The following is a 25048-nucleotide window of genomic DNA, read 5'->3' on the forward strand; positions in this document are numbered from 1 at the left end:
CAAAAATAATCCTTATTGTATAGTCAAATACAAAAAAAATTAATGTCTTCTTGAACACAAAATTATGATTTTGCTAATAGAGAATATACTTATAAATTTAATGAAAACGGAAACAATCTCAAAAACGCGATGCTTTTGGGTGTAGGGGTGTAAGTGAAAAAACTAACAGGTATGATCGAGATCCGAGCTAGTTAGCACATGATATATAACCCCTACACCTTTCTACATCTGCGTAACTCTTGAGCTTGGTTAAGCAGTAGGTTTTGGCAATTGAGCAAATTTATCTGTATAAATCTCAACTGCTATCTCCGCATCTTCCCGTGAATCTAGAGAACGTTTGATTTGACCAAGATAAAGTGGTACAGAAACCCCAGGTTCTGGGTGTATCAGGGTACGAGCGCGAATCGTTAGATAATTGTTGCCTCGATTACCCAAACGACCATAGGAATATAAATTATTAGCCGCTTGACGCAGGGTAGCCTCTAACTGTGAGGGGGAAATAGCTGGTGAAATAGCAATTACGGCTTGTGTCGCACCATTATCATAAACCAGGGTAAATTTTCCGGCTCCGGGAATCACTGTCCGACTTAACGGTACTAAAGAAAGTGCAAATAACCCGCCTGTTAGCACCAGCATAAAGCCAGTTGTACCTACCAGCCGAAAGCGGATGCCCCACTTAAAAACAAAAGACAGTATTGCTAAGACAGCAAATACTAATGTGGCAATACCCGACCATTGGGTGAATTGAAGAAAATCAGCTGTTGAGAACATACAGATTGGCTACTTGGGTGTCTTCACATTTTACAGACACACCCATTTTACCGAGTACTTACACTTATGCTGTTGTTTCTTCTCTAGTTATTGTGCAACTCTACTCGGCAGAATCTTAGGAGGGTGTACAAGTAATAGAGACAACACCTTGATCTGAAACTGCGAACTGTACTCTATATTCTGCTAGACAAGTCTCGACTAAATTACCGTTTCTAATTTGAATTTTTTCTGAAAGTTCACAGCTAGTAAACTGTCCTTTTTCATCAAACACAATATAACTTCTGGCTTTGCAAGGAAAATTAGATGTTCCGGCAACAGGACTAGAAACTTGAACATTCATCTTCTGAGCAAGCAAACAAGTTGCCAAAGAATTATTTGGATAATAAACCACAGTACCTGGTTCACAAGAAATTGCAGCTTGAGCAGGTAAAGAAATACCAAAATTAATCATCAGTAAACTTGATGCAATCGTTAATAATGCAAATCCCTGAAAAGGTAATTTCATATAATATTGTCCATCTTGAATGAAATTAAAAAATAGTGCTTAACTGATAAAAAATAAAACATACAAAAGGGCATCTAAAGATTAGATGCCCGTCATGTAGGAAACCCCCAAAAGGGTTGTCCTTACACCTTCCCAACTATCAGCAACAGTGGTTAATTTATGAATGATCACAAATTAACCACACTTACCTGTAATTTTATTAACTAATAATTGCTAATGCCGACAGTGTAACCACGTAAAATAATGCAAGCAATTAAATGCTATTTTTGAGCAAAATTGCTTATATAGATAGTACAGGCGTAAATCAAGTATCCAACACAAATAGGCTAGACAAGAGCATTTATTTCACCCTTCAGACTTGTTGTACTAGTTTTCATTTGCCGAAAGCTTGTGATTTTGATGAGAGTGAAATACAACTCCACAAATAGCTGATAAAAATAACCAGGAGAGTGTATTCACTCGAAAATCAAATAAAGTGACATCCACTGTATTAAATAGTATCCATTGCCCAAATACCAAAAGATAACTGAAGAATATTAACTTATCGGTTTTAGGTAAATAATTGGATTGGCGCAAAAATTGAATGCCTGCAATTAATATCCAAGCTAGTAAAGCACAAAACACAAGAGTAGTAGGAAATCCCGTTTCCGCCGATAGCATTAAAAACAAGTTATGAGGATGACCTAAATCAATGTGCATCTTGGCTTTGTAGAGTGCGGAGAAACTACGTAAACCCCAACCAGTGAAAGGATGCTGTTGTGCTAAAGACCAAGCAAATTCCCACTGAGTTTTTCGCATTAAAGCAACTGGTCGATCTGGATACATTTCATCGTTTAACCGCGCCCAAAAGAAAGCCGGGACAACGCGGCGAAAAATTTGGGCAATGGGGGAAGGGGCAAAAGCTGCCAAAAGAATGGTAGTTACAACAGCAACAACGCTACCAACCAAGATGCGCCAACCTTGATATAGTGCGTAAGCTAAACAGGCAATTATGGCGATCGCCCATCCGTTGCGCGAGTTAGTTAAAATTAAGGCGGCAAAACTGGCAATTACAGTCAGGGTAAGAAAATAGAATTGGTAATTTTTTTTCTTTTTTAATTGCCATTGTTCTAGCAATAGCCCCAACCCTACAGTAAAGACGATCGCTAAATAAGAGGCCAATAGGTTGGCGTGCATAAATAAAGCCGCCATTCGCCCTGGCGGTTCTCCTCCAGGTGCGATCGCCCAATCTAAAACAATCCACAAAAACTGTAATTTTAAAGCCCAGGCTAAAAACAATTGTCCAAAGCCCATAATGATTACTGGTACAGCACCAATTACCAAAATCCAAGCTATGTGGCGCAATTGAGCAATAGTCTGAATTAAACTATTTAAGCCGGCAAAAACAAAAAAGTAAGGTACTAAATTAAATAAACCTAAAAAAGCATCGGTTTTATTTGTTGCAAATCCTGACGTAATTACCAGGAATAAAGTAAACAGGGCAAATCCCCGATTTATTGGGCGGCGAATAATTGTGCGATATTGTTGCAGCCAAGTGATTAAAGCTGCCAAAGCCATCGCCACAAACCCTAAAAACGGCGCAAGGGGAAAAATTAATAGCCCAATTTGGCAAGAATTCCAAGCAAATTGGCTTTGCGGGTTGGGATGATCAAAAGCAAGTTTCAAGCTGGCTCCCAACATTCTGTGCGAGTGAGACGAATTTGTGCTAAGGCAAAAATAGTCGGGATAATGCGACCATAATTAGTGGCGATCGCTCTCCAACCTAAATCTGCCAAAAACCAAGTCCACATAGCTGGGCCGACAAAGGCAAACATTGTGCGAACTGCTCCATAACGCGCTGCACTCAACGTCATACCTCGTCGCGCCATTTGCAAGGCGAAGTATGTTTCAAACTGGGTTTTTGCTACTGTTGAACCTGTAATTGTGGCTTGTTTCGCTACTTGATAAGTAGCAAAGTGTATGGCAAATTGTTGAGCAATTTGTTTGAGGATAAATGGTTGAATGACAGAAGTTACAGCTAAAGCACTACCACCCTTAAAAAGTAATCCCAAGGGGTCACGTTGCAACATGATTGGTAGAGGTTCTTTAAGTTCTGTTTTCACCAAATGACGCTGTACTTTGACAGTCAATTTTTGTTTTTCTTTTTCCGGCAGTTTTTTCCATACTTGCCCAAGCAGATGTAAAAATACTTCTGCTTCTAAATCAACAGTTGTTAACTGATGGGAATAAGGAATTTTTAAATATTTACAAACTTGAATTAGCGCTTGGCGGTAAGTTACTTGGTTTGTACGTCCGCGCAATACTGTTACCCCATCCGCTGCCAAAAACCGAAAACGCTCTTCTAGTGAGTCTAACCAAGCTTGGCGGCTCTGGCTTTGAATTTCGATAGGTTCAGGTGTCTGAACATAATCTAGGGGATTGAACTTTCGACTAAATAAAATTGCTGTTAAATCTTGCAATTCATCATCGGTTGCTAGTTCTAAGGCCGCCCTGAGTTCATCCAATGTTCCTTCCTCCCTTCCGTGCAGCTTATCTGTACTTTATTCTACTATTAGCGTTTGGCGGTCTTTAGTAGTCTTTTTATCCTTCACCATCTGTAATTTGTCATTGGATAATAACCAAAGACTCAAGACTCAGGACTATTAACTAATGATAGATGTTGCAGTGATTGGTGCTGGCATGGCGGGTTTAGTTTGCGCCCAGCAGTTAAAGCAAGCGGGATATTCGGTGTTAGTTGTAGAAAAGTCCCGTGGTTTGGGGGGACGAGTCGCTACCCGTCGCCTGCATGAAACTTGGGCAGATCATGGGGCGTGTTATCTGAAACCCCAGGGTGAATTTTTCCAAGAGTTTGTCGATTTATTGCGCGATCGCCAAATTATCACAGTGTGGAATCATCACGAACTCCCCAACGCTGCACCGCGTTATATTGCACCTGCGGGGATGAGTGCGATCGCTAAATTTTTGGCTCAAGGTTTGGATGTGTTATTAAATCAACGGGTGATGGCGATTCATCCAACTCCCGAAAATGCTTGGCGGTTAATTCTCGAATCTAGTCATGAAGAAATCACGGCTAAAGCTCTTGTGCTGGCGATTCCTGCACCCCAAGCTGTGATGTTGTTAGAACCCTTGGGAGAAAATTTATTAGGAACAGACTTTTTAAATAACCTGCGGGCGGTGGAATTTGCGCCTTGTATCAGTGCGATCGCTGGCTATCCTGCTGATTCCCTACTCCTACCAGATTGGCAAGCCCAAAGTTTTACCAATGATCCCATTTTGGGATGGATTGGTTTAGATAGTAGTAAGCGCCCCCAGCCAAAACAACCTGTATTTGTCGTCCAAAGCAGTGCCAATTTTGCCCAACAACATCTAGAAACCACAGATTTACAACCTGTAGGACAAAAAATGTTGCAGCAAGCCGCCCAAACTCTAGCGCTTCCTTGGTTAGAAACACCCTTATGGCTGCAAGTACATCGTTGGCGTTATGCCTTTCCTAGTCATCCTTGGCCAGAAACTGTTTTATCTGCCAATACTTCCCTACCTTTGGTTTGTTGTGGTGATTGGTGCGGCGGTAATCTTGTTGAAGGCGCAATGCTTTCTGGACTGGCCGCGTCCGTTGCAATTAATCATCATCTGCATCAATTAACTCTCACTAGTGTGAACTTTTTCAAAATTTTTACCTTTTAATTACATCTATCGTTAGACTGGTTGCTCTGCGTAGCCAGGTCTTTTTTTCAGGATTTGCTACACTTCTACCTCAATAATTTGTTTTTTTTAATACATAGAGTTTAATAAAAAATTATTTAGAGACAATAGGTAATCAATCAATAAGTAATGTAAATTACTTAGCAAGTTTTACTTCCTTGAATATTTCCGTCTCAAGGATGTTGTTAATAAAAAATTAAAATTGATCCCCTAATGATTATGATGCGTTTTGTGTAGATTTTCGCCAAAAAAATAGAAATTTGAAATAATTAGCATTGTGGATATAAAGTTTCGGTACTGTACTATTTAGTGGGAATTTATAGACATAGATCAGAGCTTTAAAGTATAAAATTTAACTTAAACGACTCTATCTAAATGTCGAATTTTGTACCGATATAAAAGTAAAAAGTCGGGTATAAAAACCAATTTGGGCTAAGTATTTTTGGCTGATGAGCAAAATTCAGTGAGTCTTTCAAGAATCAATTCTTTCAAAGAAGACTCAACCGTATTTAAAAGGAGATAAAAACTTATGAAAACAGTAGTCAATTTAACACGCGAATCAGTAGTCAGAGAAATTGGCAGTGTATTAGACACATACTCATATCATCCTTATCAAGAAACCTTTGTAATTCCTGAATTACGTCAAGAACTGATTAATTTCGTGATTAGCCGCATTCCCTGTTTTTATAACGAGGAATTTGACCGAGAATTTCCGCTACAAAACATCATCAAAGATTGTCCAATAGAGCAAAAATTTCCCCGTAGTCCATTAGAGCATAAACTACATTTACAAAACTTAATTCATCAAGGCATTTTTGCAATTATGCAAGATAAATCAGCTTGGATTAATCATCATTTAAGCGGTACAGTTGAGCCTGGTTGTGAACCTTCTCAATGGTTTGGTTGAATATGATTTTTACACTTTGTCTTAGTTGTTAACCTTGAAACGTAAGTTCTGATAATCTATAACTAGTTAAAAGGCTAAAAGTAAGGAGTTATTGCTACTCCTTACTTTTAGCTTTTAGCTTTTCACGGATATAGCCTTTCTAGGTCTATCCATCGGGAGTTAATTTTTCTGGCAATCAGGGAATCGCTATAAGCTAAATTTATAAAGGGTGAAGTGCGATTAGTAAACTTAACCAATGAAAACTATAACTACACTGTTTAACGCAGAACGTAACCAACTACAGATAGAGATTGATAATATAACTAGTGTTGAACAAATAGTTAAGCTCGTTCAAAATCGACTTGATAATTTAGAAAGAATTTATATTAGCGAGCTAAATTTAACTCAAGTACGTTTAGCATCATTTTTTTTAGATATGCTACGACAGTCAATCGCTACTTTGACTGTGGTTAACCAGTCTCAAGTTATTCCAAAAGAGCAAAAGCCAATTACTAACCTAGCAGCAAATTTTGACCCCAACAGAGTCATCCTAAAACTGCTCAAAGCACTTATTTATATAGGTATTTTCGGCTCTTTATTTTCGTTAACGAAAATTACCCTGAGTGCGTGGATGGGTATATTACTAACTTCACTGCTTCTCGGTTTAGAAGTTGTGCTGCAACTGGACAAGAGTAATGTTACCTCTACGGAATCATTAGAGACACCCCAACCAGTGCTGCGAGTGGATAGCAAACTGCTTTTAGATAACTTAGCCGATGCACTGAATACTATTGACATAGCAGTGGCTAGATTTGCCGAAGGAAACAAACTAGAAGACGATCGCACTTTAGAAGAACTACCAGAGTTACTGAATTTTCTTCAAAGGCTGATGGGTGCATCATTTCTCGAACAACCGCAAATGGCGATCGCCTTAACAAAACTCCTCCCCCAAATTTTAATGTCTCAAGGAATTCGCGCTCAACTTTACCAACAGCAAGCACCCCAAAGTGAACGGGAGTATTTTGATTTTGAGCCGAGCATCGACCCAAACACCAAAGATTACGTTACCATCACACCTGCCTTGTTAAAAGGCGATCGCTTACTCCGGCGTGGTCGAGTAATTGAGCCAGCATACTCCGAGGCGAGAGAATAGCAGACAATAAAAGTATGAGAATTTTAGAAACAATCGGTTTTGATTTGGGACATGGTGAGACAGCCGTAGCCAAAGCCATAGTCGAAAGCATCGAACCGCCCCAAATGCTAGAAATTAATAACAAGAAAAACCAAATTACCGCTTTAGGTTGGCATCCCAAACTTGGTTATTTAGTAGGGGAACAAGCCTTAATTCAAGCTGGCGTTACTCAACTGACAATATCATTCAAGCAAAAACCCAACCACGATGCAAATTACAGAAAAACAATCTCCACTTTTCTCGCTACTTACTACCACAAACTCCAAGAAAGCAAACAAATAGAAGGCGAGGAAAGTAGTTATTTTTACATTGGTTGTCCTTCAGGATGGTCTGTGAGCGATCGCCAAGCATATCAAAAACTACTTCAAGAGGCTGGTATTCCCCACCTCAACGTCATCCCCGAATCCCGTGCGGCTTTTATGCAGGCCAAAGAAGCCGGAAAGTTGGAGTATGAGAAACTCCTAGCATCGGTGCTAATTGTGGATATTGGCTCTTCAACCACAGATTTTACACTGGTAAAAAGCTTACATGAAATTCCGTTAGATTTTGGTAGTAATGCTTTAGGTGCATCCTTAATTGACAAAGCAATTTTTGCCCGGACTCTTGATAAACATGAGCAAAAACCATTACTCGAAAAAGTATTTCAAGAATATCCCCATCACCAAGCACGTTGTGAATTAGCCTGTCGCAAAGCCAAAGAAGATTATTTTTCTAATGAACAGTTATATAACGACCCGCAATCTTTTGCCCGTGGCTTTGAATCCATCAACGAACAAATCTATTTTATCCCCCAAGTCAACAAATTGATGATGGAGGAAATTCTACACCAACCTTTACCCGAACTACGAAATAAAAGTTGGATTCAAGCATTTCATAATGCTGTCAGCGAAGCCAAAACCAAGCTACAACAACTTGAGACAACCCCAAAATTAGTGCTGATGACTGGTGGTGCATCGCGGATGAAATTTACCCATCAAATTTGTCAGCAAATGTTTCCCGAACCTGAAAGCCAACTCCGCCCCGATCCTGAACCAGAACGCTGCATTGCACTGGGTTTAGCGCGAGTTGGAAGATGGGATCTGCGGGCGGCGGCTTTCCAACAAGAAGTGAATCAACTTTTGGATTCTCAAAAACTCAAAGAACTAATTAGTAGGCATATCCCAGAGTTAGTTGAATTGTTAACTCAACCATTAGCAGAAAACTTGATTGATCACGCCGTCAGACCAGGAGTAAAAGACTGGCAAAAAAATAAAATTCGCACTCTGGCTGATTTGGAAACATCAATGAAAAATCGCGCACAAGAGTGGTTAAAAGGTAATGTCGCCCAGCAAATAATTAACAATCAATGTATTCGTTGGTTTAACAACAAAATTCAACCAGACTTAGCAGCAGAAACAGACCCTATCTGCCGCAAGTTTCAGATACCCAGAAGTAGTTTAAGGTTTGAAGATAGCATCGAACCAGCTTTTGTCAACCCCGAACTACGAATTGGTGATGCTATTTTAGCTGACACAGTGGCATTTATCGTCAACGTTGTGATTGGTGGTGGTACTGTTGCTAGTATCATTACTCTGATTCTTACAGGACACTTAACCTGGCCGATCGCATTAGTCTACGGTGCTTCAGTCATGGCCGCAGGTATGGAACTCAATCGCAAAACTGTCCAAGAAACAATCAAGAAAAATATCGATATCCCCAGTTGGATTCGTTCTAGTTTGATGAACGATCAGAAAATTGCAGATATGTGCATTCAAATAAAACCAGAATTAGAAAATGTATTTCGAGAACAACTAACAACAAATCAAGCCGCTTTTGAAAAACTCACTGAGAAAGTTGAACAAGGTCTACAAAAAGCCCTGGCAACGAAAGTTCAAGAGGCGATTATTCTAATTCAATAATAAAGTAAAAATACGGGATGAATTTGTTTCACGCAGAGGCGCGGAGGGGAGAAGGAGTTTAATTTTATTGCATTTTTTGAAGTAGAGCGTGCTGATTGATAGTTCAGCAATCAAATCGTATTACTATATCAAAGACTAGAATCTCTGTTATCAAAAGCATCTATGCCGAAACGCCTTCTAGTTGTTGAATCTCCTGGGAAAGTCAAAAAGCTCAGTCAGATTTTGGGTGCTGATTGGATTGTGCGGGCTAGTTGTGGACACATCCGCGAACTGAGTAATACGGGGGAAGATTCTTTAGGTTTCGTCATTGATGATGGTCACGTCCAGTGCAACTATGTACCGCGTGACCAACGCTCTAAAGAAACTATCCAGCAGCTAAAGGCAGTTAGTAAGCAGGTTGATGAAGTTGTTCTCGCCACAGATCCAGATAGGGAAAGTGAAACAATTGCTTGGCATTTAAAAGAAGTGCTGGGATTGCGAGAACCAAAACGAGTTATTTATAGTGAAATTACAGCATCGGCGGTACGAAGTGCGATCGCTAATCCGCGCAAACTAGATTCTAACTTGGTCGGTGCTGGACTTTGCCGCGATTGTCTCGATAAACTTGTTGGTTACAAAGGTAGTCCCTTGGTTTGGGCGTTAAACAATGGTGCGAAGAGTGTCGGGCGAGTGCAAAGTGCGACGTTGCACCTAATATGTCAGCGAGAACGGGAGATTGTCACCTTTGTACCCCAAGACTATTGGAGTGTGTGGGTAGACTACGCTGAAGGATTCCGGGCTTTTTACAAAGGTACAACCAATTCTCTCAGTGATGCGCCAGAATCAGAAACGGAAACCCACGATGATGCAGCGGGTAATAGCACCCAAGCGCCAGAATCTAAGCGGGTTCTTTCGGAAGCAGAAGCTACACGCTTAGTTGAAGAAGCACGTCAGCATCCCCATCAAGTAGTTCATGTTGAAGGTAAAACTGTTTATCGTCAACCACCACCACCGTTTATTACTTCCACTCTGCAACAAGCCGCCGGTTCCAAGCTGAAATTAGCTCCCGACAAAACGATGGTTTTAGCCCAAAAGCTGTATGAGGCTGGGTTAATCACATATATGCGAACAGATTCAGTAATGTTAAGTCCTGAGTTCTGCGCTGCGGCTCGTCAGTGGTTGGAAGAACATGATCCGCAGAATGTACCACAGCAAATTGCCAAGCATCGTAGCGCTAAAACAGCCCAAGAAGCTCATGAGGCGATTCGTCCTACCGATGTGTTTCGTCCCTCAGTCCAGCTACGTCAAGAATTACCTGCTGAAGAATTTGACTTGTATGTGATGATTTGGAAAAGAGCGATCGCATCTCAATGTCGGGCTGCTCAACTCTGCAAGACTCAGATTATCACACACTCTGGTTCCTTGTTATGGCAAGCCAGAGGCCAAGTAGTCGAATTTTACGGTTACGCTCGTTATTGGAATAACCTCAGCAAAGATAGTGTGTTACCTCTGGTTCAGCAGGGACAAGCATTAACTCTAGAGAATGCGAATTCGGAGAAAAAACAGACTCAGCCGCCACCTCGTTACAGTGAACCGAAATTAGTACAACTCATGGAGCGCAAAGGTATCGGTCGTCCTAGTACATTCGCTCCTACTGTCGCTACTTTAAAAAAGCGGGGTTATGTGGAGTTAATCAAGGGTAATCTTCAACCCACAGCTTTAGGGCTAGAAGTGGACGATTTTTTGCAGAAAGCTTTGCCAGATTTACTAGAAGCAGAGTTCACAGCCAAAATGGAAAGCGCCCTCGATGCGATCGCCGCAGGCAAACAAGGGTGGCAGCAATACTTAACAAGTTGGAATAAAAATTACTTCGTCCCAGCTTTAATAAAAGCCAAAACTGTTGTTATAACTCCATCAAGTGCCAAAACATCAGTAGCTGAACGCAAATATGATACTTCTAAAACTCGCTGTCCTGAATGTAATAATTTTCTCGCTAAAATTCCCAGCAGCAAGGTCAAGAAAAAATATTTCCTCAAATGCACCAGTGGCTGTGCAAATATAGTCCTATTTTGGAGTGACTTCAGCAAATCTTGGCAACCACCACGCACCCAAGAAACCAAACCAGAAAATCACTCCCAACCGCCTGCTAAGTTAAGCTCATATCCCTGTCCAGTCTGTAAAAAACCACTAGAAGAGTATAGCTACACCAAAGATGGACAAAATAAAACCATGCTGCGTTGTTCTGCTGCATCTCGTCAAGATAAGAAGCATAAAGATGTGGCTTATTTTAGTACAGCCAAAGGTTGGTGGAGTCCGAAGTTTGGCGAGTTGAACTCAGAGGGAAAATAATTCCCTTATACTCCTACACCCTTACACCCAAAATTCTAAAGCTAGACTAGGGGAAGCTACAAAAAAATTGGTAATGCAGTTTGCTCCCTTTTTCCCTTTTATTTATCGGATTCTTCAACCGAGTTTTCCTAATTGTCTTTGGTGTGGCGATCGCAACTCCAAAGCGATCGCACTGACTTTTGATGATGGCCCCCATCCCCAATACACCCGCCAAGTATTACAAGTTTTAGACCGCTACAATATTACCGCCAGTTTTTTTTGGTTGGGTGCTTGTGTCAACCGTTCACCAGAGGTTGCTAAAGCAGTGTGCGATCGCGGCCATTGGATTGGATTGCATGGTTACGATCATCGTTCCTTTCCTTTACTTACCCCCAATGAACTCAAAGAAAGTTTAGCAAAAACCCAAGCGGCTATCTACGATAGTTGTAACCTCCTACCCGAACAAGTACGCGATGTTCGGCCTCCCAATGGTTTATTTACACCAAAAACTTTAAATTTATTCCTTCAATGGAATTACCGTCCGGTAATGTGGAGTGTTGTACCAGAAGATTGGATCAGTCCGGGAATTACCACTGTAGTGCAGCGAGTCAACCAACAAGTACAAAATGGTTCACTCATTGTTTTACATGATGGTGTGTGTGGCGGACAAGACGTAGCTGCAACAATAGAAGTCTTGATTCCCCAATTACTACAACAAGGCTACCAGTTTGTAACAGTAGATAATTTATGGAGATACAGCAGTAGTCAGATATGTTAGGACAATTTGAAAGCTGGAATGCCAGGAATAATAAGACTTTTCCTCCTGCCTCCTGCCTTCTGCCTCCTGCCTTCTGCTATACAATCAAACTAATTAAAATTGAATACTTGAAAATTACCGACAGATTATCTCTTGCCAAATACTTTTGAGAGATTATCTATCGGTTAGTCCAGGGAATTTACTTAAGAGCTATGTTAGCTACTCGTGGCTTGACGCTTTTGAGTAACTTCACTTTCAGAATTTATGGTTGAAGCTGCTGCTTCAGTTCCCAATATCTGATGTATTTCGTTGATAGAACTTGGTTTCACTACAGGTTCTTCTAATGGTTCATTCACATATTCTATTAGGTCTTCTACTTGGCAATCTAAGGCCTTGCAGAACCTAATGATTCTTTCAATGTGGTCTGTCCCAGTTCTGCCGCTTTCCCAGTTTTGAATAGTGCTTTCAGTTACGCCAACAAGACGCGATAATTCAAGCTGGGTCAGCCCTGCTCTCTCACGAAGCAAAGCAATCCTCGGTTTTGGCTTTTGTTTCACAGCTACAGCACTTTTATCTCAATATATAGTGCTAGATCCTAGCACCAAAAAAAACCTGCGCCTAGAAAATCCCTAAAAAAACTTTATTTTCAACCATCTTCCTGAAAAATTGGCACTAGAATCAGTAAGAGTGTCAGGATGCAGGGGAGAATATGTTTTACTCAGTACTATTGACCTTGACTATTAAGCAATCAAAGACACTTTTGTAACTGTCTTTCTAAATCGGCTCGCAACCACAGGTCGCTAACTGACCAAACCCATAGCTGATTTGGTGCTTCCACAAAATCCTCTGGTGTATGGGTAACGATCGCATCTAGCAATTGATCACTGACACAAACTAACTCTACAGCAGATTCAAAATCTCTCAAGGGTAACGAGCGTGCTAGTTGCAAAATTTGCTGGTCAACAATACAAATGTGAATTTTTTCGCGCAACCAATCAATAACTATCTCCGCAATTTGACTGTTTTGCAAGCGACTAGTGTAAGCGGCTATTTTTTGCCAGCCAATATCTGTTAAATACAACTTAATTGATGGATGCACCCCGTCGAGTAATTCTCTGACATCTTCTGTCAATTTGTGGCGATTTATCAAAGCATCTAAGATTAAATCGGCATCAACTAAAATCCTGAACACTTTCAACTCCCAATGATGGACTGGATAAATGCAGCTAAGAAGTGGTTAGTAACCATTCAATATGCTCCCCTAACAGTGAAGCGTAGTCAGCACTGAGTTTTTGTAGTTAACCCGCGATCGCTAAAATTCAGAATAAAGGTGCTGCTAATATAAACGAGCATTAGTCGTAGTAACTGGAACTTAAACTTACATCATCAAATACAAGGGAATTAATCATTATTTCAGATTTGATTTTCCTTTTGTTTTGGCAAAATATTAAGATAAGTAACTTATCTGTGATAAAACTATAAAAAAAGAAAAGCAATCCATTTCATATCACAATCAACTTAAATACGCATAAAATAAAAGCAAGCTTTAACATTGCTCTGTCTAAATATTGACTATTAGCAAAAATGACGGCAGATGATTTGATGAGTTCCAGGCTGAAAATTTTTTTGCTATTTATAGCAAAATGCTGCTGAATCTCCACAGTTTGCTCAACACAAGTTCTCGCTGAGTGCTGAGTAAGAACCCAATAATTTTAATGCTTTGAACAATCAAAACTGTCTTAACGCCAGTGAATATGGCTATAGTGTCTAGTTTTTTAAGGCTTGAGTAACAAGTAATACAATTGTCCATTGCTAACAGTAACGCCAGCGCGATCGCCTGCTAGTTTCCCAGTACCCAAAAAATAATCCACTCTACCTGCGCCTTTAATTGCTCCACCTGTATCTTGATCAAGCACATAACGGCTAACAATCTGATGTTCCATCTCACCGTTAGTCGTGATAAAAGGAAAAGCCGCGCGAATTAAAGCTAAAGCACCGGGAGGCATGAGAGACTTATCTGTAGCGATTGAGCGTTCTGGTGTGAGTGCTACATTAATTGAACCTTGGGCTGGTGCGCCGTGGTTTTCTTGAAAAAACACAAAACTAGGATCACGGGGGATATATATATTTAATTCTGGGGGATGCTGTTGAAAATAGTCGAGGATAATAGGCATTGTCATCCCCTGTAAAGGCAATTTGCCATCATTGGCTAGTTCTCTGCCAATACTTTTATAGTTATAAGCTGTATTACCTGCGTAACCTATAGTTGTTTTAGTTCCATCGGTCAATTGTAGCTGCGCCGAACCTTGAATTTGAATCATATATGGTTCCAGGCGATCGCGGAACCAAAATAACTCTAATCCGCGCAATTTTCCTGACGCTCCTTGTAAGCCATCAGCACCTTCTAATTCTAAGCGGGTAGGATGAGGCTGCGGCCAGGAGTTGAAATCAGGAGGTAATCGATAAACCGGATAGCGAAATTCCGCTGTGGGAGAGCGACTGGCAATATACAGTGGTTCATAGTAAGCGGTAAATAAAACTGTACCTTTTTCGTCTTTACCAACAGATTGGTAATAAACAAACTCTCGTTCGATGGCTTGATGTAATTCTTTAGCAGATTGAGATTTGAGCAGGAGTTGGCGGAATCTGGTTAAACTTTTGATGATGCGATCGCGGGTAATTCCCGTGACTGGATATTTTTGATAAGCGGCGATCGCTCGTGATGTTTGCAAATATTGTAAACTGCGATCGATAGAAGTAATTAGGGCTTGTTTATCTGCTAATTGATTGTTTTCTGGTTGATATAAAACTTGATCGAGACATGAGAGATCATCTTGACAACAACTAACAGGCGATCTTTGAATCAGAACTTGCTGGGTGTTTTGTAAAGACTCTGGGATATCCCATTTTTTCACTCGACATCCTGGTGAACTCAGTTCTCGATATCCCAATGGCTGCATCCCCACCAGAAAACTCAACATAATGATTGGTAGACTGAGGATAGTTTCTAATCTATATTTCATTGATGACAAAGTGCTGAGTATTTAATAATTGCCCTATTTCTTTGTCCCAACTTCTAACTCCCCCACCTACTCATTCATATTGCGGTAAGTTGCAACAGCCGAAGGCGAAATCCGGTTAAGGTAACGGAATATCCAGTATTTAAAAATCGTATCTAAAATTACTGGAAATGTCGCAATAAACAAAAAGATAAAATCTCGATTAGCAGGTAAACCCCAATGACGAGATATCCCTTCTAAAATTACTTCCCAGCCGTGGGGAGAGTGGAATCCTACAAATACATCGGTAAACAAAATAATAATAAATGCCTTAGCACTATCACTTAAGCCATAAACAAGATTATCAAAAAAATCTTTTAGTACTGAAATAGATTGCTTACTAACCAGCAGCAACCACACAAAAGCAACTACCGAGAAAATATCTGCAAAAACGTTTTTAATTGCATTAGCACTTTCGCCCCGAAATTCTTCAGCAATTTCTGCTGCTTTTTCTTTCAGTTTATCTTCTATTGCTTCTGGATTCAGCGTTGGTGTCAGACCAATTAAATTCTCAAATTTAAGTCTTTCCTCAAATCTTTGTAATTCTGCCAGAGCTTCTTCTTCCATTTCAAAATTGATAAAGACATTGGCTGTTTCATCTTGTCTAAAATGACTAATTAATGGCCCAACAATCAAAGTTTTTGATAGTTGATGCGCTAAAAGAGGTACAATAATTAGTAATAATATAAATCTGATCGATATAATGGTTCTTCTTTGAGCTTGACGAAAACTTTGAACAACATCTTGCTCTGAATTAGGGTCTAATTCAACTTGTAAACGACTAATTGTACCTAAAATCGAGCGCGGCAATACACCTGTTGTATCAGCTTTTCGCCGTGGTTTTAGTTTTTGTTCTATATTTTTATTGGCTGATGGTGTCGTCAATGGAGCAGGTGATTTTTGTGTAGCGACCTCATCAACTTTGACTATTTGTGGTTGGGTAACTATTGCAGAATTAATCTCAATATCAGCTACAGTATATTTTGATATGACTTCATCAATAAATCTTAACTTTTCTAAAATGATGTCAGCACTGGGATATTCTATCCCGGTTTTTCGGGCTGCTTTTTGATTAGATTCGTTAGAAAACCAACGGCTGGCTCGAAATTCCGTCAAGCGCATCCGGGCAATTTTTAATTGTTTTTTTAGATCTAACTCAAAATAATCCATCATGCTGCTGCTGTAGCTGCTTGAGTCAGCGTCTATCTTCTGTCCGTTGAAATGCTCATCTTCTATGGATTTAATTTGTAACGCTGCTTGATAAGCCTCATCAAGAGAACGCTGTGGCGTTAATAAGTACCAACGGTAAGCAGCTAGTAAGTAAGAGTAAATTTTTTGAGTAAAAACAAAATTATTCATTTTAGGCAATTATCCAGCCTTTTCTAGTGATTCTTAACCCTAAGTTAACGCACAAGATATACTAACCAAATCTAGAAGGAGAAAGTTTGTGATTTCGCATTCTGTTTGGATTGTCGGCAATAGCCGCAGTGGTAAGACAACTCGTTTAGTAGAACATTTTTGTCGTTGGCTGCAAATAGAAAATCATAACTTTGAATTATTTTATACTAAAAAAGCCGGAAAAAAATCAGACAATTCCATCTCGAAACCTTTAGGTTTGAAGCAAACAGAACCAGGAGTTTTGGTCTTAGCTGCCAATGATGACAATCGTCGAGAATTATCTGACAAAATTGTTACAAAAACTTTAGGAAAATACCCTATTCGTGCTAAAACTCCATTAGGTTTTTTTCAGGATGAAGTTATTTTATTTTGGCCTTTACTAATTGAGTTGTTGCATCTCAAGGCACAATTTCCGGTAAGATTACGCCCAGAAACGGAACAGGAATTAGCAACAAAACTCTGGCGTGAGCAATTAGATGCAGAAGTATTGCGTCGGGTGGGAGTGAATGAATACCGTTTAGTGCGGCGGATTTTGGATTTATTGCAACTAGCTGCTTATAGTGGCACACCCTGTGAAGGAATTGCAGAGGTTTTGCAAAAAGGTTTAGAGGAAAATGGCATAAATCTAGAGCCGGAATTTCTGGCATCTTTGCTGCTAGATTGGCGTAACTGGTGTTTAGAGCGAGGCCTACTCACTTATGGGATTATAACTGAACTCTACTCTCAGCATTTGTTAAGCGATCGCCATTACCAAGAGCGCCTGACCCAAAGGTATCAAGCCATACTAGCTGATGATGTTGATGATTATCCAGCCGTAGCCCGTCAGTTATGTGAAACACTTTTAGAACATGGCGCAATTGGTGCATTTACTTACAATCCTGATGGAGCCATCCGCTGGGGATTAGGCGCAGATCCTAACTATTTGGAAGGTTTAGCCAGGCATTGTCGCTTAGAAACTTTGTTTGCACCCGTGGAAGAGTCTTTGGCAGAGCAACTAGCTACACCAATAGTAGAATTTATTACACAACCACTGGTAATGTTACAGTTACCAGCAACAGTACAATCAATTCAAACTACCTCCCGTGCTGAACTGCTGCGAACTACAGCCGAGGTCATTGGCAAAGCTATCAAATCAGGACGAATACAACCAGAAGAAATTGCCATAATTGCACCTGGTTTAGATGCGATCGCTCGTTATACTATCACCGAAATTCTCACTAAGCAAAACATCCCCGTTGAATCACTCAACGACCAACGCCCCTTGATTAGTTCACCAATGATTAGGGCATTGTTAACCATGTTGGCATTAATTTATCCCGGTTTGGGGCGTTTGGTAGACCGAGATGCAGTTGCTGAGATGTTAGTAGTGTTGAGTAGGAGGCAGGGGAGCAGGGGAGCAGGGGGCAGGGGGCAGGAGGCAGGGGGAGAAGTAGAATCTTTAACTCAGCACTCAGTACTCAGCACTCACATCGACCCAGTACGTGCTGGTTTAATCGCTGATTATTGCTTTGTACCTCATCCTGACCGACCTAATTTATTACCAGTCACATCTTTTGAGCGCTGGGATAGAATTGGCTATGCCGCAACCACAGCTTATAGTCAGATATTACAGTGGATTGAAAAACAGCGATCGCAACAAGAACAGCGTTTAATACCTAGCCCCATTTCTCTGTTGTATCTAGCAATTCAAGACTTTCTGTGTAAAGACAATAACCCCCCCTACGACCAAATGGCCGCATTGCGAGAACTGCTAGAAACTGCCCAACATTATTGGGAAATTGATACAAGGTTGAGGCAGGGGGCAGGGGGCAGGAGGCAGGGAGCAGGGGGCAGGGAGCAGGGAGCAGGGGGAGAATTAGAATCTTTAACTCAGGACTCCTCACTCAGCACTACTTTGGCTGAATTTATTCAATTGTTGCGACGTGGTACTATCACCGCCAATCCTTATCCCTTGCGTCCTATTGGCTTATCGAGAAAAGCCGTCACCTTAGCAACTATTTTCCAATATCGTTCGAGTCGGCGATCGCACCGTTGGCATTTTTGGCTAGATGCGGGTTCACCATTATGGGCAAAAGGTGGTGCAGCTACCTTATTCGGTGCGCCCTTATTCTTACAACATAGATTAGGCGAAGCTTGGACAGCCGAAGATGAAAAAAACACAGAACAAGAAAGATTACGCAGAATTTTGACAGATTTACTCTCCCGTGTATCTGAGAAAGTGTATTTGTGTCACAGCGATTTAGCCGTCAACGGCCAAGAACAATTAGGGCCGCTGTTACCGTTGGTACATACTTGTGTATCTGTGGCTTCATAGTTCACTGGAACTTTAATAGAATAGCCATCCACCGGGCTTTACAGAATTTTTACGTATAAATACTGAACAATTCATGAAAAATTTACATAAAATCTTTTACCTTTTTAAACAGAATATTAAACTCTTACTGAGTTTCAGTTTTTAGGATTCCCAAACCCTTCGATTTCAATCTGCCATTCTGTGACAGAGACAGCAGATATTCAGCAGGAGTAATGACTCAGTAAAACCACGTTAGTTTAAGAAATCATCCTAATGACCATCTCCAGACTTTTGAATAGGCTATCGATGACTGCCTTAAGTGCAGCATTTGTAATTATAGGTACAGCTAATAACGCTCAAGCAGCTGGTCTTTTGCTGAATGGATTTGGTGGTAATGCGGGTTTTGGAGAGTTAGCCCTTCCGAGAAATGATGATGGCTCATCAAACCAACTTGACCTCCCATTTCAGATCAACTTTTTTGGGAACACTTTTAATAACTTCTTTGTTAACAACAATGGGAACCTCACCTTTAGAAGTCGGTTAGTTCAATTTACACCCAATCCTTTTCCCATTGCTAACCAACCAATCATCGCACCATATTGGTCGGATGTTGATACTCGGTGTACAACCTGCGGTGAAGTTTATGTTGCTTCCCCCAACTCAGACACAGTGGTTGTTACGTGGAACAATGTTGGCTACTTTTCCAACAGATCTGATAAATTGAACACTTTTCAGACAGTTCTCCGCAATCGTAATGACACAGGCGCAGGAAACTTTGACATTGAATTTCGTTATGAAACCTTAGAGTGGACTACAGGAAATGCTAGTGGCGGTGTGAATGGTCTAGGTGGAATTCCAGCCCAAGCAGGCTTTGATGCAGGTGATAATGTTAATTTCTTCACTCTGCCTGGCTCACGGACTGCCGAGATTCTCAACTTACAAAATACCAGTAATCTTCCTGAGCCTGTTCCTGGTCTTTGGTCTTTTGCTGTCCGTAACGGTGCATTACCAGGAGCAACTCCAGAAAATCCTTTACTCCCAGTAGTTACAGACGGTGGTTGGAATTTCGACTTTAACATTGCTGATCCTACTCAGCCAGTGTTTATCGATCCTCCAGTCGCAATTGGTTACGACTACATTGTTGATTCAGGGCCAAACATTGCCTCTGTAATTCTGCCCACTGGTATTGGAGATAACCTCTACGATTTGTTCACTTTTGACAGCACAGCAAATGATTTTGTTGATTCTGGAGTAGATATTGCTGGGGGTTTTGCCTTTAATTTTGGTGATGGCGGTGTAGATAGGTTCCGTATATTAGGTATTGAACCTAGTGCAGGACTTGATCCTAATGACATTACTGCATTTGTTACAGGGTTAACCTTTACCAGTACTGGTCAAGTACAACTTCGTCAAGTTGCAATTAGTCAAAATACTACACCTGCACCAGTGCCAGAACCAGCCACTATCCTTGGTTCGTTCATAGCCCTTGGATTTGGCAGAAAGTTATATAGAATGCGATCGCATTCTCTAAATAAAAGTGCATAAATAGGCAAAATAGCAATCCATATCCATTTGATTTTTGAAAGTCAAGCGGCTCATCTCCCTAACTTTTGAAGGAAAGTTGGGGATCATTTTGTTCGTGTTCTCTGTGGTTCAATAATTCATTTCCTAACGGTATCAGCTTCGAGTCAAAATGCGATCGCAGGCTTTGGCAGAATATCAGTAGCGATCGCCAGAATCGTTAGAATATTAACTACAGTGAAAATGTATATCAAACCTTAGAGTTAGAACCAATGGTATTATTTGGATTCGGTAAAAAAAAGCTGGCTCTCCCTACTGCTGAAGAAGCTTTGCCAGGACGGGCAAAAGAAATGCCAGTACCTGCTCATCACTATGTAAATAACAATCCCCTAAAACCACCTTTCCCCGCAGGTATGGAACAAGCTGTGTTTGGACTGGGCTGTTTTTGGGGCGCAGAACGTAAATTCTGGCAACTTCCAGGAGTTTATACCACTGCTGTAGGTTATGCAGCGGGAGTTACACCCAACCCTACCTACGAAGAAGTCTGTACAGGGATGACTGGCCACAATGAAGTGGTCTTAGTTGTGTTTGATCCTCAAGTTATTAGTTACGCTCAAATACTCAAAGTGTTTTGGGAAAGCCACAACCCCACTCAAGGAATGCGCCAAGGTAACGACGCAGGTACACAGTACCGTTCAGGAATTTACGTCTATTCTGAAAGTCAAAAACAGCAAGCCGAAGCATCACGAAACGCTTATCAACAAGAACTAACCAAGGCACGTTATGGCGAAATCACCACAGAAATCTTAGATGCGCCAGAATTTTACTACGCGGAAGCTTATCATCAGCAATACCTAGCCAAAAACCCCAACGGCTATTGTGGTCTAGGTGGAACAAACGTTGCTTGTCCGGTAGGTGTATTTGAAGCAGAAGTGAAGTAAGCAGTCAGACAGTAGTCCCAAGGAAAAAATGGCGTTGCTGAATCAGGAGATAAAGCCTAATATACTTAATTCTCTCTGCGCCTGTGCGTGCGGCAAAATCCTTCAACTAATCAGCAACGCCATTTATTTATGCAACTTCTATGCAAGTTTTGACCTGTAGGGTGATTATTGATGAAGTCTAAAAGTGATTTAGACTATCTACTACAAACTATTGATTATTCAGTGTTTTTAAAGCCCGTGACGAGGATTGAACTCGTGACCTCACCCTTACCAAGGGTGTGCTCTACCACTGAGCCACACGGGCGAACTTTTGACAAATTCTAGATTTTGAATTTGAATAAACTCAAAATCTAAAATTTAAGGTGGGCCGGGCTGGATTTGAACCAGCGTAGGCGTAAACCAACGGATTTACAGTCCGTCTCCATTAACCACTCGGACACCGACCCGTATGTCCCACGATTTACAATCTTAGCAGCAGATTTTAAAAATAGCAAGGGGAGTAGGAAAAATTTTAGTAAGTTCCTTAGAGGTGTCTGTAGGGCGAAGATAATTATATCCACCCCACAAACAGATTGACTTGCGTTGAAATTGCCTACCTAGCTCAAGAGTTCGCCAGTTTCTTGCAAAGAATGTAAGCGTTGGTAAATACCTTCGTGGCGCAAAAGTTCTTCGTGGCTACCAATTTCGGCGATTCTACCTTGTTCTAACACTACAATCTTGTCAGCTTCGCGGACTGTACTCAGACGGTGAGCAATCACAATTGTGGTACAAGTTCCCTGAATCGATCGCATCGCCAATTGAATGGAACGTTCTGACTCATAATCTAAGCTGGAGGTAGCTTCGTCAAAAATTAGCACGTCTGGTTTAACTAACAACGCTCTGGCAATTCCGAGGCGCTGTCTTTGTCCACCAGATAGCCTCACGCCACGTTCCCCAACAACGGTGTAATAGCCTTGGGGTAACATCTGGACTACCTCATCAACTCTGGCAATCTTACAGGCTTCTTGCACCTCTTCAAAGGTGGCATTTGGTCTACCGTAGGTGAGGTTGTCCAAAATTGTGCCGTTAAAAACATCTACTTCTTGGTGAACGATCGCTAATCTGCGTCTATACTTACCCACATCCAAGGTACGAATATCATAGCCATCAATCAGAATTTGACCATCTTGAGGTTCAAAATACCGCAATAGCAGTTTTACTAAAGTTGATTTACCAGAACCAGAACGGCCAACTAAGGCGACTGTTTGGTAAGGTTCAATCAATAAGTTGATATCTTGCAAAACTGGACGGTTAGCAAGATACCCAAAACTCACCAGAGAAAACTCCACTTTGCCAGTAAATTGATAAGGCGATTCAGCTTCATTCTCTACAAAAAGACTGGATGTATCAGAACCTGTTGGCTCTTCCAAAAATTCGTGAAACCGCAACATAGAAGAATAGCGTCGAGCAAACACTTCTGCTACAGTGCTAATCGGCTCTAGTTCAGCATACGCCATACTCGAAAGTGTCAAGATCATCACAAACTGACCAAGGGAAATTCGGCCATTTACTGTTGCTGCTAAAGTTAAACCTAAAATTGTAAATACACAAAACTGGATTACTGTTTTTTGCCAAGCTACCAGTTTTGTATAATTTTTGTGGATGCGGTAATCTACTACTGTTAGCTCCCGATTTAAACGTTGTTGTTGTCGTTTTAATTCCTTCGCTTCTGTAGCAAATGCTTTCACTGTTTTGATGTTTGTGATAATTTCGGAAGTCCGACTTTCCGTATCTTCCATATATTTATCCAAGCGACCTTCGTGCCAAATTATTCGCCGTAATTCTTTCAAACTAAAAGCGAGGATAATTACGAAGGAAATCATGTATAGAACGGCAATTCGCCATTCAATCACGACGATAAATACAAAAATTCCTATCAAACGCAGCAGTTTAGGAATTAATTGTCCGGCAACTTCTGGATATGTCCAAGTATGGTTAGAAATCCCTCTAGCTACTCTGCCGGCAATACGTCCGGGATTATTTACATCATAAAATTCTAGGGGCAAAGAGAGGATTTTTTCTATAGCTATTTGAGCTTTATCTCGGCGCGACCTTAAAGCAATATCCCAGTGAAACCAAATCGTTAACCAAGGTTGCGTTGGCGCTCTCACTACAGTTGCTATAAAAATGAGACCTAGTAAAACCACTAAAGATAGTGTTTGACCAACTGGGTAATTAGTAACTTCGGAGATAGATGCGATCGCACTTTGCAGAGGTTTATCTAACGGTTGGCTAGACAAAACATTTAAAATCTGACCAATCGCATAGGGGACAACCAAATCAATAATTTCGTAAATGCTCGATGCTGTAATACTGAAAATGCTCAGTTTCCAGTCGGAACGATAATAATTGAGAATATCTCGAAATTTTGCCATGATCTATTCCGTCCAAGAGTGCGATCCTAAGCTTGGAACAACATACTACATAATGTAATACAAAATAGTCAAGAGCTAATACAACAAATCATTCTTCTGGATGAGGTGGAAGTTCTACAGGAAAAAATTCCAGCCGATAGCGATACAGCGCAACTGGGTGAGAAGCAGCCTGAAAGTAATTTGGATCTTGGGGTGAAAGATAGACCGCAGTAACTTGATCTGCCTCAATTGTGGGATTATTTGTTGGCAATTTATGGTAAGCAGTTGTAGACTCTACAGAATTAAAATAAGGTCGAGAACCGCCTTTAAAGAGTTGTTGAAATACTTCCGCAGTGATGTATTTATGCTCAGAAATACTTTCTGTAGCGCGTGCTGTCACAATAGAGACTAATTGCCGTTCCCCGCGTAACAATGTAATTTGCCGATTCGGAGATTCTGGATCTACTTTGACTGATAATACTGCTTGCTCACCTAAATATGCTTTCGCTAAATTCAAGCTATTAAATGCTCTATCTGCTACTAAAATCGGTGAAAAATTATTAATTTGGGGAATAAATTTTAAACCAACTGTGACTGATGGTTTTTGTTTAATAAACCTAACAATAAAACTTACAGGTAGGTTAAGTTGTTGACGGTTAGTTTCAAACCCAGGTGTAACAATATCTGGCGCTAAAGGTGCAACTAAATCGACCAATGTACTTGTAACTTTCCAAGTACCAAACATCCATTCAGGATAAGCTAAATCGCCGGAAGCTGGCTGTACAGAAGTTAATTTTTCCCATTGAGGAAAGTTCGTCAAGCGTTCTGATAACTCACCTGCATCTGCACTTCTAGCCCATCCCAGCATAAATAAAACAATTAAGCAAAAACTGCAAATTGCCTTCATTTTAATTCGTAATTAAATATTATGTAATCTGTCTATTCATTACTAGAACAAATGACAAATTACTTATAACTCTATTGGTAAAGGCTGCCAAATTTCGCCATATTTCTCTTTTAAATCGTGCCAAGCTTCTACTTGACCTGGTTCATATTCTCCCGGTTTGCCCCATTGCAGAAATAGGCTTAAAGCAGGTTCTTGTTTATCATCTAAAAAGCGAATTGCATAAGTTGTAAAGTTACCTCTTTTCGCTTCACCTGTTTCAAACTTCACCTGAGTAATTTTGTCCATATTGAGATGAAATTCAAAGCCTTCGGTGTGCATATTGGCATATTTACCTTTAGGCAATTCAGCATAAAAGAGTTTTTCGATTTTACCACGCGCTTCTAATACAGCAGCACTGCTGGTAACAATTAAACGCAAAGTTCCCAAAGCTTCACAAGCTTCTAAAAATTCTTTTAAATCTGCACTCATAATTAATTGTCCTTTGTCATTTGTCAGTTGAAAATTTTTGACCATTGACC

20 protein-coding genes and 2 tRNA genes are annotated in these 25048 nt (G+C 40.6%); 9 read left to right on the forward strand and 13 right to left on the reverse strand.

Features of this window, described 5'->3' with window-relative positions; genetic code table 11:
- Positions 1-249: 249 nt before the first annotated feature.
- The 4 genes from AC504W_RS18085 to AC504W_RS18100 form a co-directional block, all read right to left on the reverse strand.
- Entirely contained in the window at positions 250-771 is a 522-nt protein-coding gene (locus tag AC504W_RS18085; RefSeq protein WP_494873633.1) for a Ycf51 family protein, read from the reverse strand.
- Positions 772-886: 115 nt separating this feature from the next.
- The gene (locus AC504W_RS18090) at positions 887-1276 is read right to left on the reverse strand and encodes a hypothetical protein (RefSeq protein WP_494873635.1); all 390 of its coding nucleotides are present in this window, start codon (positions 1274-1276) and stop codon (positions 887-889) included.
- Positions 1277-1642: 366 nt separating this feature from the next.
- Positions 1643-2956: an O-antigen ligase family protein gene (locus AC504W_RS18095; RefSeq protein WP_494873637.1), complete on the reverse strand. Its 1314-nt coding sequence runs from the start codon at positions 2954-2956 to the stop codon at positions 1643-1645.
- Entirely contained in the window at positions 2938-3780 is an 843-nt protein-coding gene (locus tag AC504W_RS18100; RefSeq protein WP_494873639.1) for a YaaW family protein, read from the reverse strand. The genes AC504W_RS18095 and AC504W_RS18100 overlap by 19 nt, the downstream gene beginning before the upstream one ends.
- A gap of 145 nt (positions 3781-3925) precedes the next feature.
- Between AC504W_RS18100 and AC504W_RS18105 the strand changes: the two genes are divergently transcribed.
- From AC504W_RS18105 to AC504W_RS18130, 6 genes are all read left to right on the forward strand, one after another.
- Positions 3926-4960, forward strand: a complete 1035-nt coding sequence (locus AC504W_RS18105; protein ID WP_494873641.1) for an NAD(P)/FAD-dependent oxidoreductase — start codon at positions 3926-3928, stop codon at positions 4958-4960.
- Positions 4961-5507: 547 nt separating this feature from the next.
- The gene (locus AC504W_RS18110; protein ID WP_096578627.1) at positions 5508-5885 is read left to right on the forward strand and encodes a hypothetical protein; all 378 of its coding nucleotides are present in this window, start codon (positions 5508-5510) and stop codon (positions 5883-5885) included.
- Between the two features lie 235 nt (positions 5886-6120).
- Positions 6121-7017: a hypothetical protein gene (locus AC504W_RS18115; RefSeq protein ID WP_494873643.1), complete on the forward strand. Its 897-nt coding sequence runs from the start codon at positions 6121-6123 to the stop codon at positions 7015-7017.
- 14 nt (positions 7018-7031) lie between these two features.
- Positions 7032-8954, forward strand: a complete 1923-nt coding sequence (locus AC504W_RS18120) for an Hsp70 family protein (protein ID WP_494873644.1) — start codon at positions 7032-7034, stop codon at positions 8952-8954.
- A gap of 162 nt (positions 8955-9116) precedes the next feature.
- Positions 9117-11282 carry a type I DNA topoisomerase gene (topA, locus tag AC504W_RS18125; RefSeq protein WP_494873645.1) on the forward strand — a complete coding sequence of 722 codons (2166 nt, stop codon included), beginning with the start codon at positions 9117-9119 and terminating at the stop codon, positions 11280-11282.
- Between the two features lie 73 nt (positions 11283-11355).
- Positions 11356-12039, forward strand: coding sequence for a polysaccharide deacetylase family protein (locus AC504W_RS18130; RefSeq protein ID WP_494879378.1), 684 nt, complete (start codon positions 11356-11358; stop codon positions 12037-12039).
- 194 nt (positions 12040-12233) lie between these two features.
- Here AC504W_RS18130 and AC504W_RS18135 read toward each other — a convergent pair whose 3' ends face one another.
- From AC504W_RS18135 to AC504W_RS18150, 4 genes are all read right to left on the reverse strand, one after another.
- Positions 12234-12575 (reverse strand): helix-turn-helix transcriptional regulator, encoded by a 342-nt coding sequence (locus AC504W_RS18135; protein WP_494873647.1) that lies wholly within the window; start codon positions 12573-12575, stop codon positions 12234-12236.
- A gap of 191 nt (positions 12576-12766) precedes the next feature.
- Entirely contained in the window at positions 12767-13210 is a 444-nt protein-coding gene (locus AC504W_RS18140; RefSeq protein WP_096578640.1) for a hypothetical protein, read from the reverse strand.
- 583 nt (positions 13211-13793) lie between these two features.
- Positions 13794-15041, reverse strand: a complete 1248-nt coding sequence (gene mltA, locus AC504W_RS18145) for a murein transglycosylase A (protein WP_494873648.1) — start codon at positions 15039-15041, stop codon at positions 13794-13796.
- Between the two features lie 66 nt (positions 15042-15107).
- Positions 15108-16436, reverse strand: a complete 1329-nt coding sequence (locus AC504W_RS18150; RefSeq protein WP_494873649.1) for a proton extrusion protein PcxA — start codon at positions 16434-16436, stop codon at positions 15108-15110.
- 88 nt (positions 16437-16524) lie between these two features.
- Here AC504W_RS18150 and AC504W_RS18155 point away from each other — a divergent pair, with 88 nt between their 5' ends.
- The 3 genes from AC504W_RS18155 to msrA all read left to right on the forward strand — a co-directional run bounded on the left by AC504W_RS18155 (position 16525) and on the right by msrA (position 21230).
- A complete protein-coding gene (locus AC504W_RS18155; RefSeq protein ID WP_494873650.1) occupies positions 16525-18789 on the forward strand; it encodes a recombinase family protein in 2265 nt (754 codons plus the stop codon).
- A gap of 285 nt (positions 18790-19074) precedes the next feature.
- Entirely contained in the window at positions 19075-20313 is a 1239-nt protein-coding gene (locus AC504W_RS18160; protein ID WP_494873651.1) for a PEP-CTERM sorting domain-containing protein, read from the forward strand.
- Between the two features lie 248 nt (positions 20314-20561).
- Positions 20562-21230, forward strand: coding sequence for a peptide-methionine (S)-S-oxide reductase MsrA (msrA, locus tag AC504W_RS18165; RefSeq protein WP_494873652.1), 669 nt, complete (start codon positions 20562-20564; stop codon positions 21228-21230).
- Between the two features lie 232 nt (positions 21231-21462).
- Here msrA and AC504W_RS18170 read toward each other — a convergent pair.
- From AC504W_RS18170 to AC504W_RS18190, 5 genes are all read right to left on the reverse strand, one after another.
- Positions 21463-21534 (reverse strand) — tRNA-Thr (locus tag AC504W_RS18170).
- 59 nt (positions 21535-21593) lie between these two features.
- Positions 21594-21676: transfer RNA gene (locus tag AC504W_RS18175), tRNA-Tyr, on the reverse strand.
- A 150-nt stretch (positions 21677-21826) separates the two neighbouring features.
- The gene (locus AC504W_RS18180) at positions 21827-23644 is read right to left on the reverse strand and encodes an ABC transporter ATP-binding protein (RefSeq protein ID WP_494873653.1); all 1818 of its coding nucleotides are present in this window, start codon (positions 23642-23644) and stop codon (positions 21827-21829) included.
- Between the two features lie 88 nt (positions 23645-23732).
- Positions 23733-24530, reverse strand: coding sequence for a DUF6816 family protein (locus tag AC504W_RS18185; RefSeq protein WP_494873654.1), 798 nt, complete (start codon positions 24528-24530; stop codon positions 23733-23735).
- A 63-nt stretch (positions 24531-24593) separates the two neighbouring features.
- Positions 24594-24998 carry a ChuX/HutX family heme-like substrate-binding protein gene (locus tag AC504W_RS18190; protein ID WP_494873655.1) on the reverse strand — a complete coding sequence of 135 codons (405 nt, stop codon included), beginning with the start codon at positions 24996-24998 and terminating at the stop codon, positions 24594-24596.
- Between the last annotated feature and the right edge of the window lie 50 nt (positions 24999-25048).

It is taken from the genome of Nostoc sp. C96 (assembly GCF_059384975.1).

Bases quoted from the DNA above. Each gene is read 5' to 3' on its own strand.
- AC504W_RS18150 (WP_494873649.1), bottom strand. From the start codon at position 16,436: ATGAATAATTTTGTTTTTACTCAAAAAATTTACTCTTACTTACTAGCT.
- topA (WP_494873645.1), top strand. From the start codon at position 9,117: ATGCCGAAACGCCTTCTAGTTGTTGAATCTCCTGGGAAAGTCAAAAAG.
- AC504W_RS18095 (WP_494873637.1), bottom strand. From the start codon at position 2,956: ATGTTGGGAGCCAGCTTGAAACTTGCTTTTGATCATCCCAACCCGCAA.
- AC504W_RS18090 (WP_494873635.1), bottom strand. From the start codon at position 1,276: ATGAAATTACCTTTTCAGGGATTTGCATTATTAACGATTGCATCAAGT.
- mltA (WP_494873648.1), bottom strand. From the start codon at position 15,041: ATGAAATATAGATTAGAAACTATCCTCAGTCTACCAATCATTATGTTG.
- AC504W_RS18105 (WP_494873641.1), top strand. From the start codon at position 3,926: ATGATAGATGTTGCAGTGATTGGTGCTGGCATGGCGGGTTTAGTTTGC.
- AC504W_RS18130 (WP_494879378.1), top strand. From the start codon at position 11,356: ATGCAGTTTGCTCCCTTTTTCCCTTTTATTTATCGGATTCTTCAACCG.
- AC504W_RS18085 (WP_494873633.1), bottom strand. From the start codon at position 771: ATGTTCTCAACAGCTGATTTTCTTCAATTCACCCAATGGTCGGGTATT.
- AC504W_RS18115 (WP_494873643.1), top strand. From the start codon at position 6,121: ATGAAAACTATAACTACACTGTTTAACGCAGAACGTAACCAACTACAG.
- AC504W_RS18180 (WP_494873653.1), bottom strand. From the start codon at position 23,644: ATGGCAAAATTTCGAGATATTCTCAATTATTATCGTTCCGACTGGAAA.
- AC504W_RS18160 (WP_494873651.1), top strand. From the start codon at position 19,075: ATGACTGCCTTAAGTGCAGCATTTGTAATTATAGGTACAGCTAATAAC.
- msrA (WP_494873652.1), top strand. From the start codon at position 20,562: ATGGTATTATTTGGATTCGGTAAAAAAAAGCTGGCTCTCCCTACTGCT.
- AC504W_RS18185 (WP_494873654.1), bottom strand. From the start codon at position 24,530: ATGAAGGCAATTTGCAGTTTTTGCTTAATTGTTTTATTTATGCTGGGA.
- AC504W_RS18120 (WP_494873644.1), top strand. From the start codon at position 7,032: ATGAGAATTTTAGAAACAATCGGTTTTGATTTGGGACATGGTGAGACA.
- AC504W_RS18190 (WP_494873655.1), bottom strand. From the start codon at position 24,998: ATGAGTGCAGATTTAAAAGAATTTTTAGAAGCTTGTGAAGCTTTGGGA.
- AC504W_RS18110 (WP_096578627.1), top strand. From the start codon at position 5,508: ATGAAAACAGTAGTCAATTTAACACGCGAATCAGTAGTCAGAGAAATT.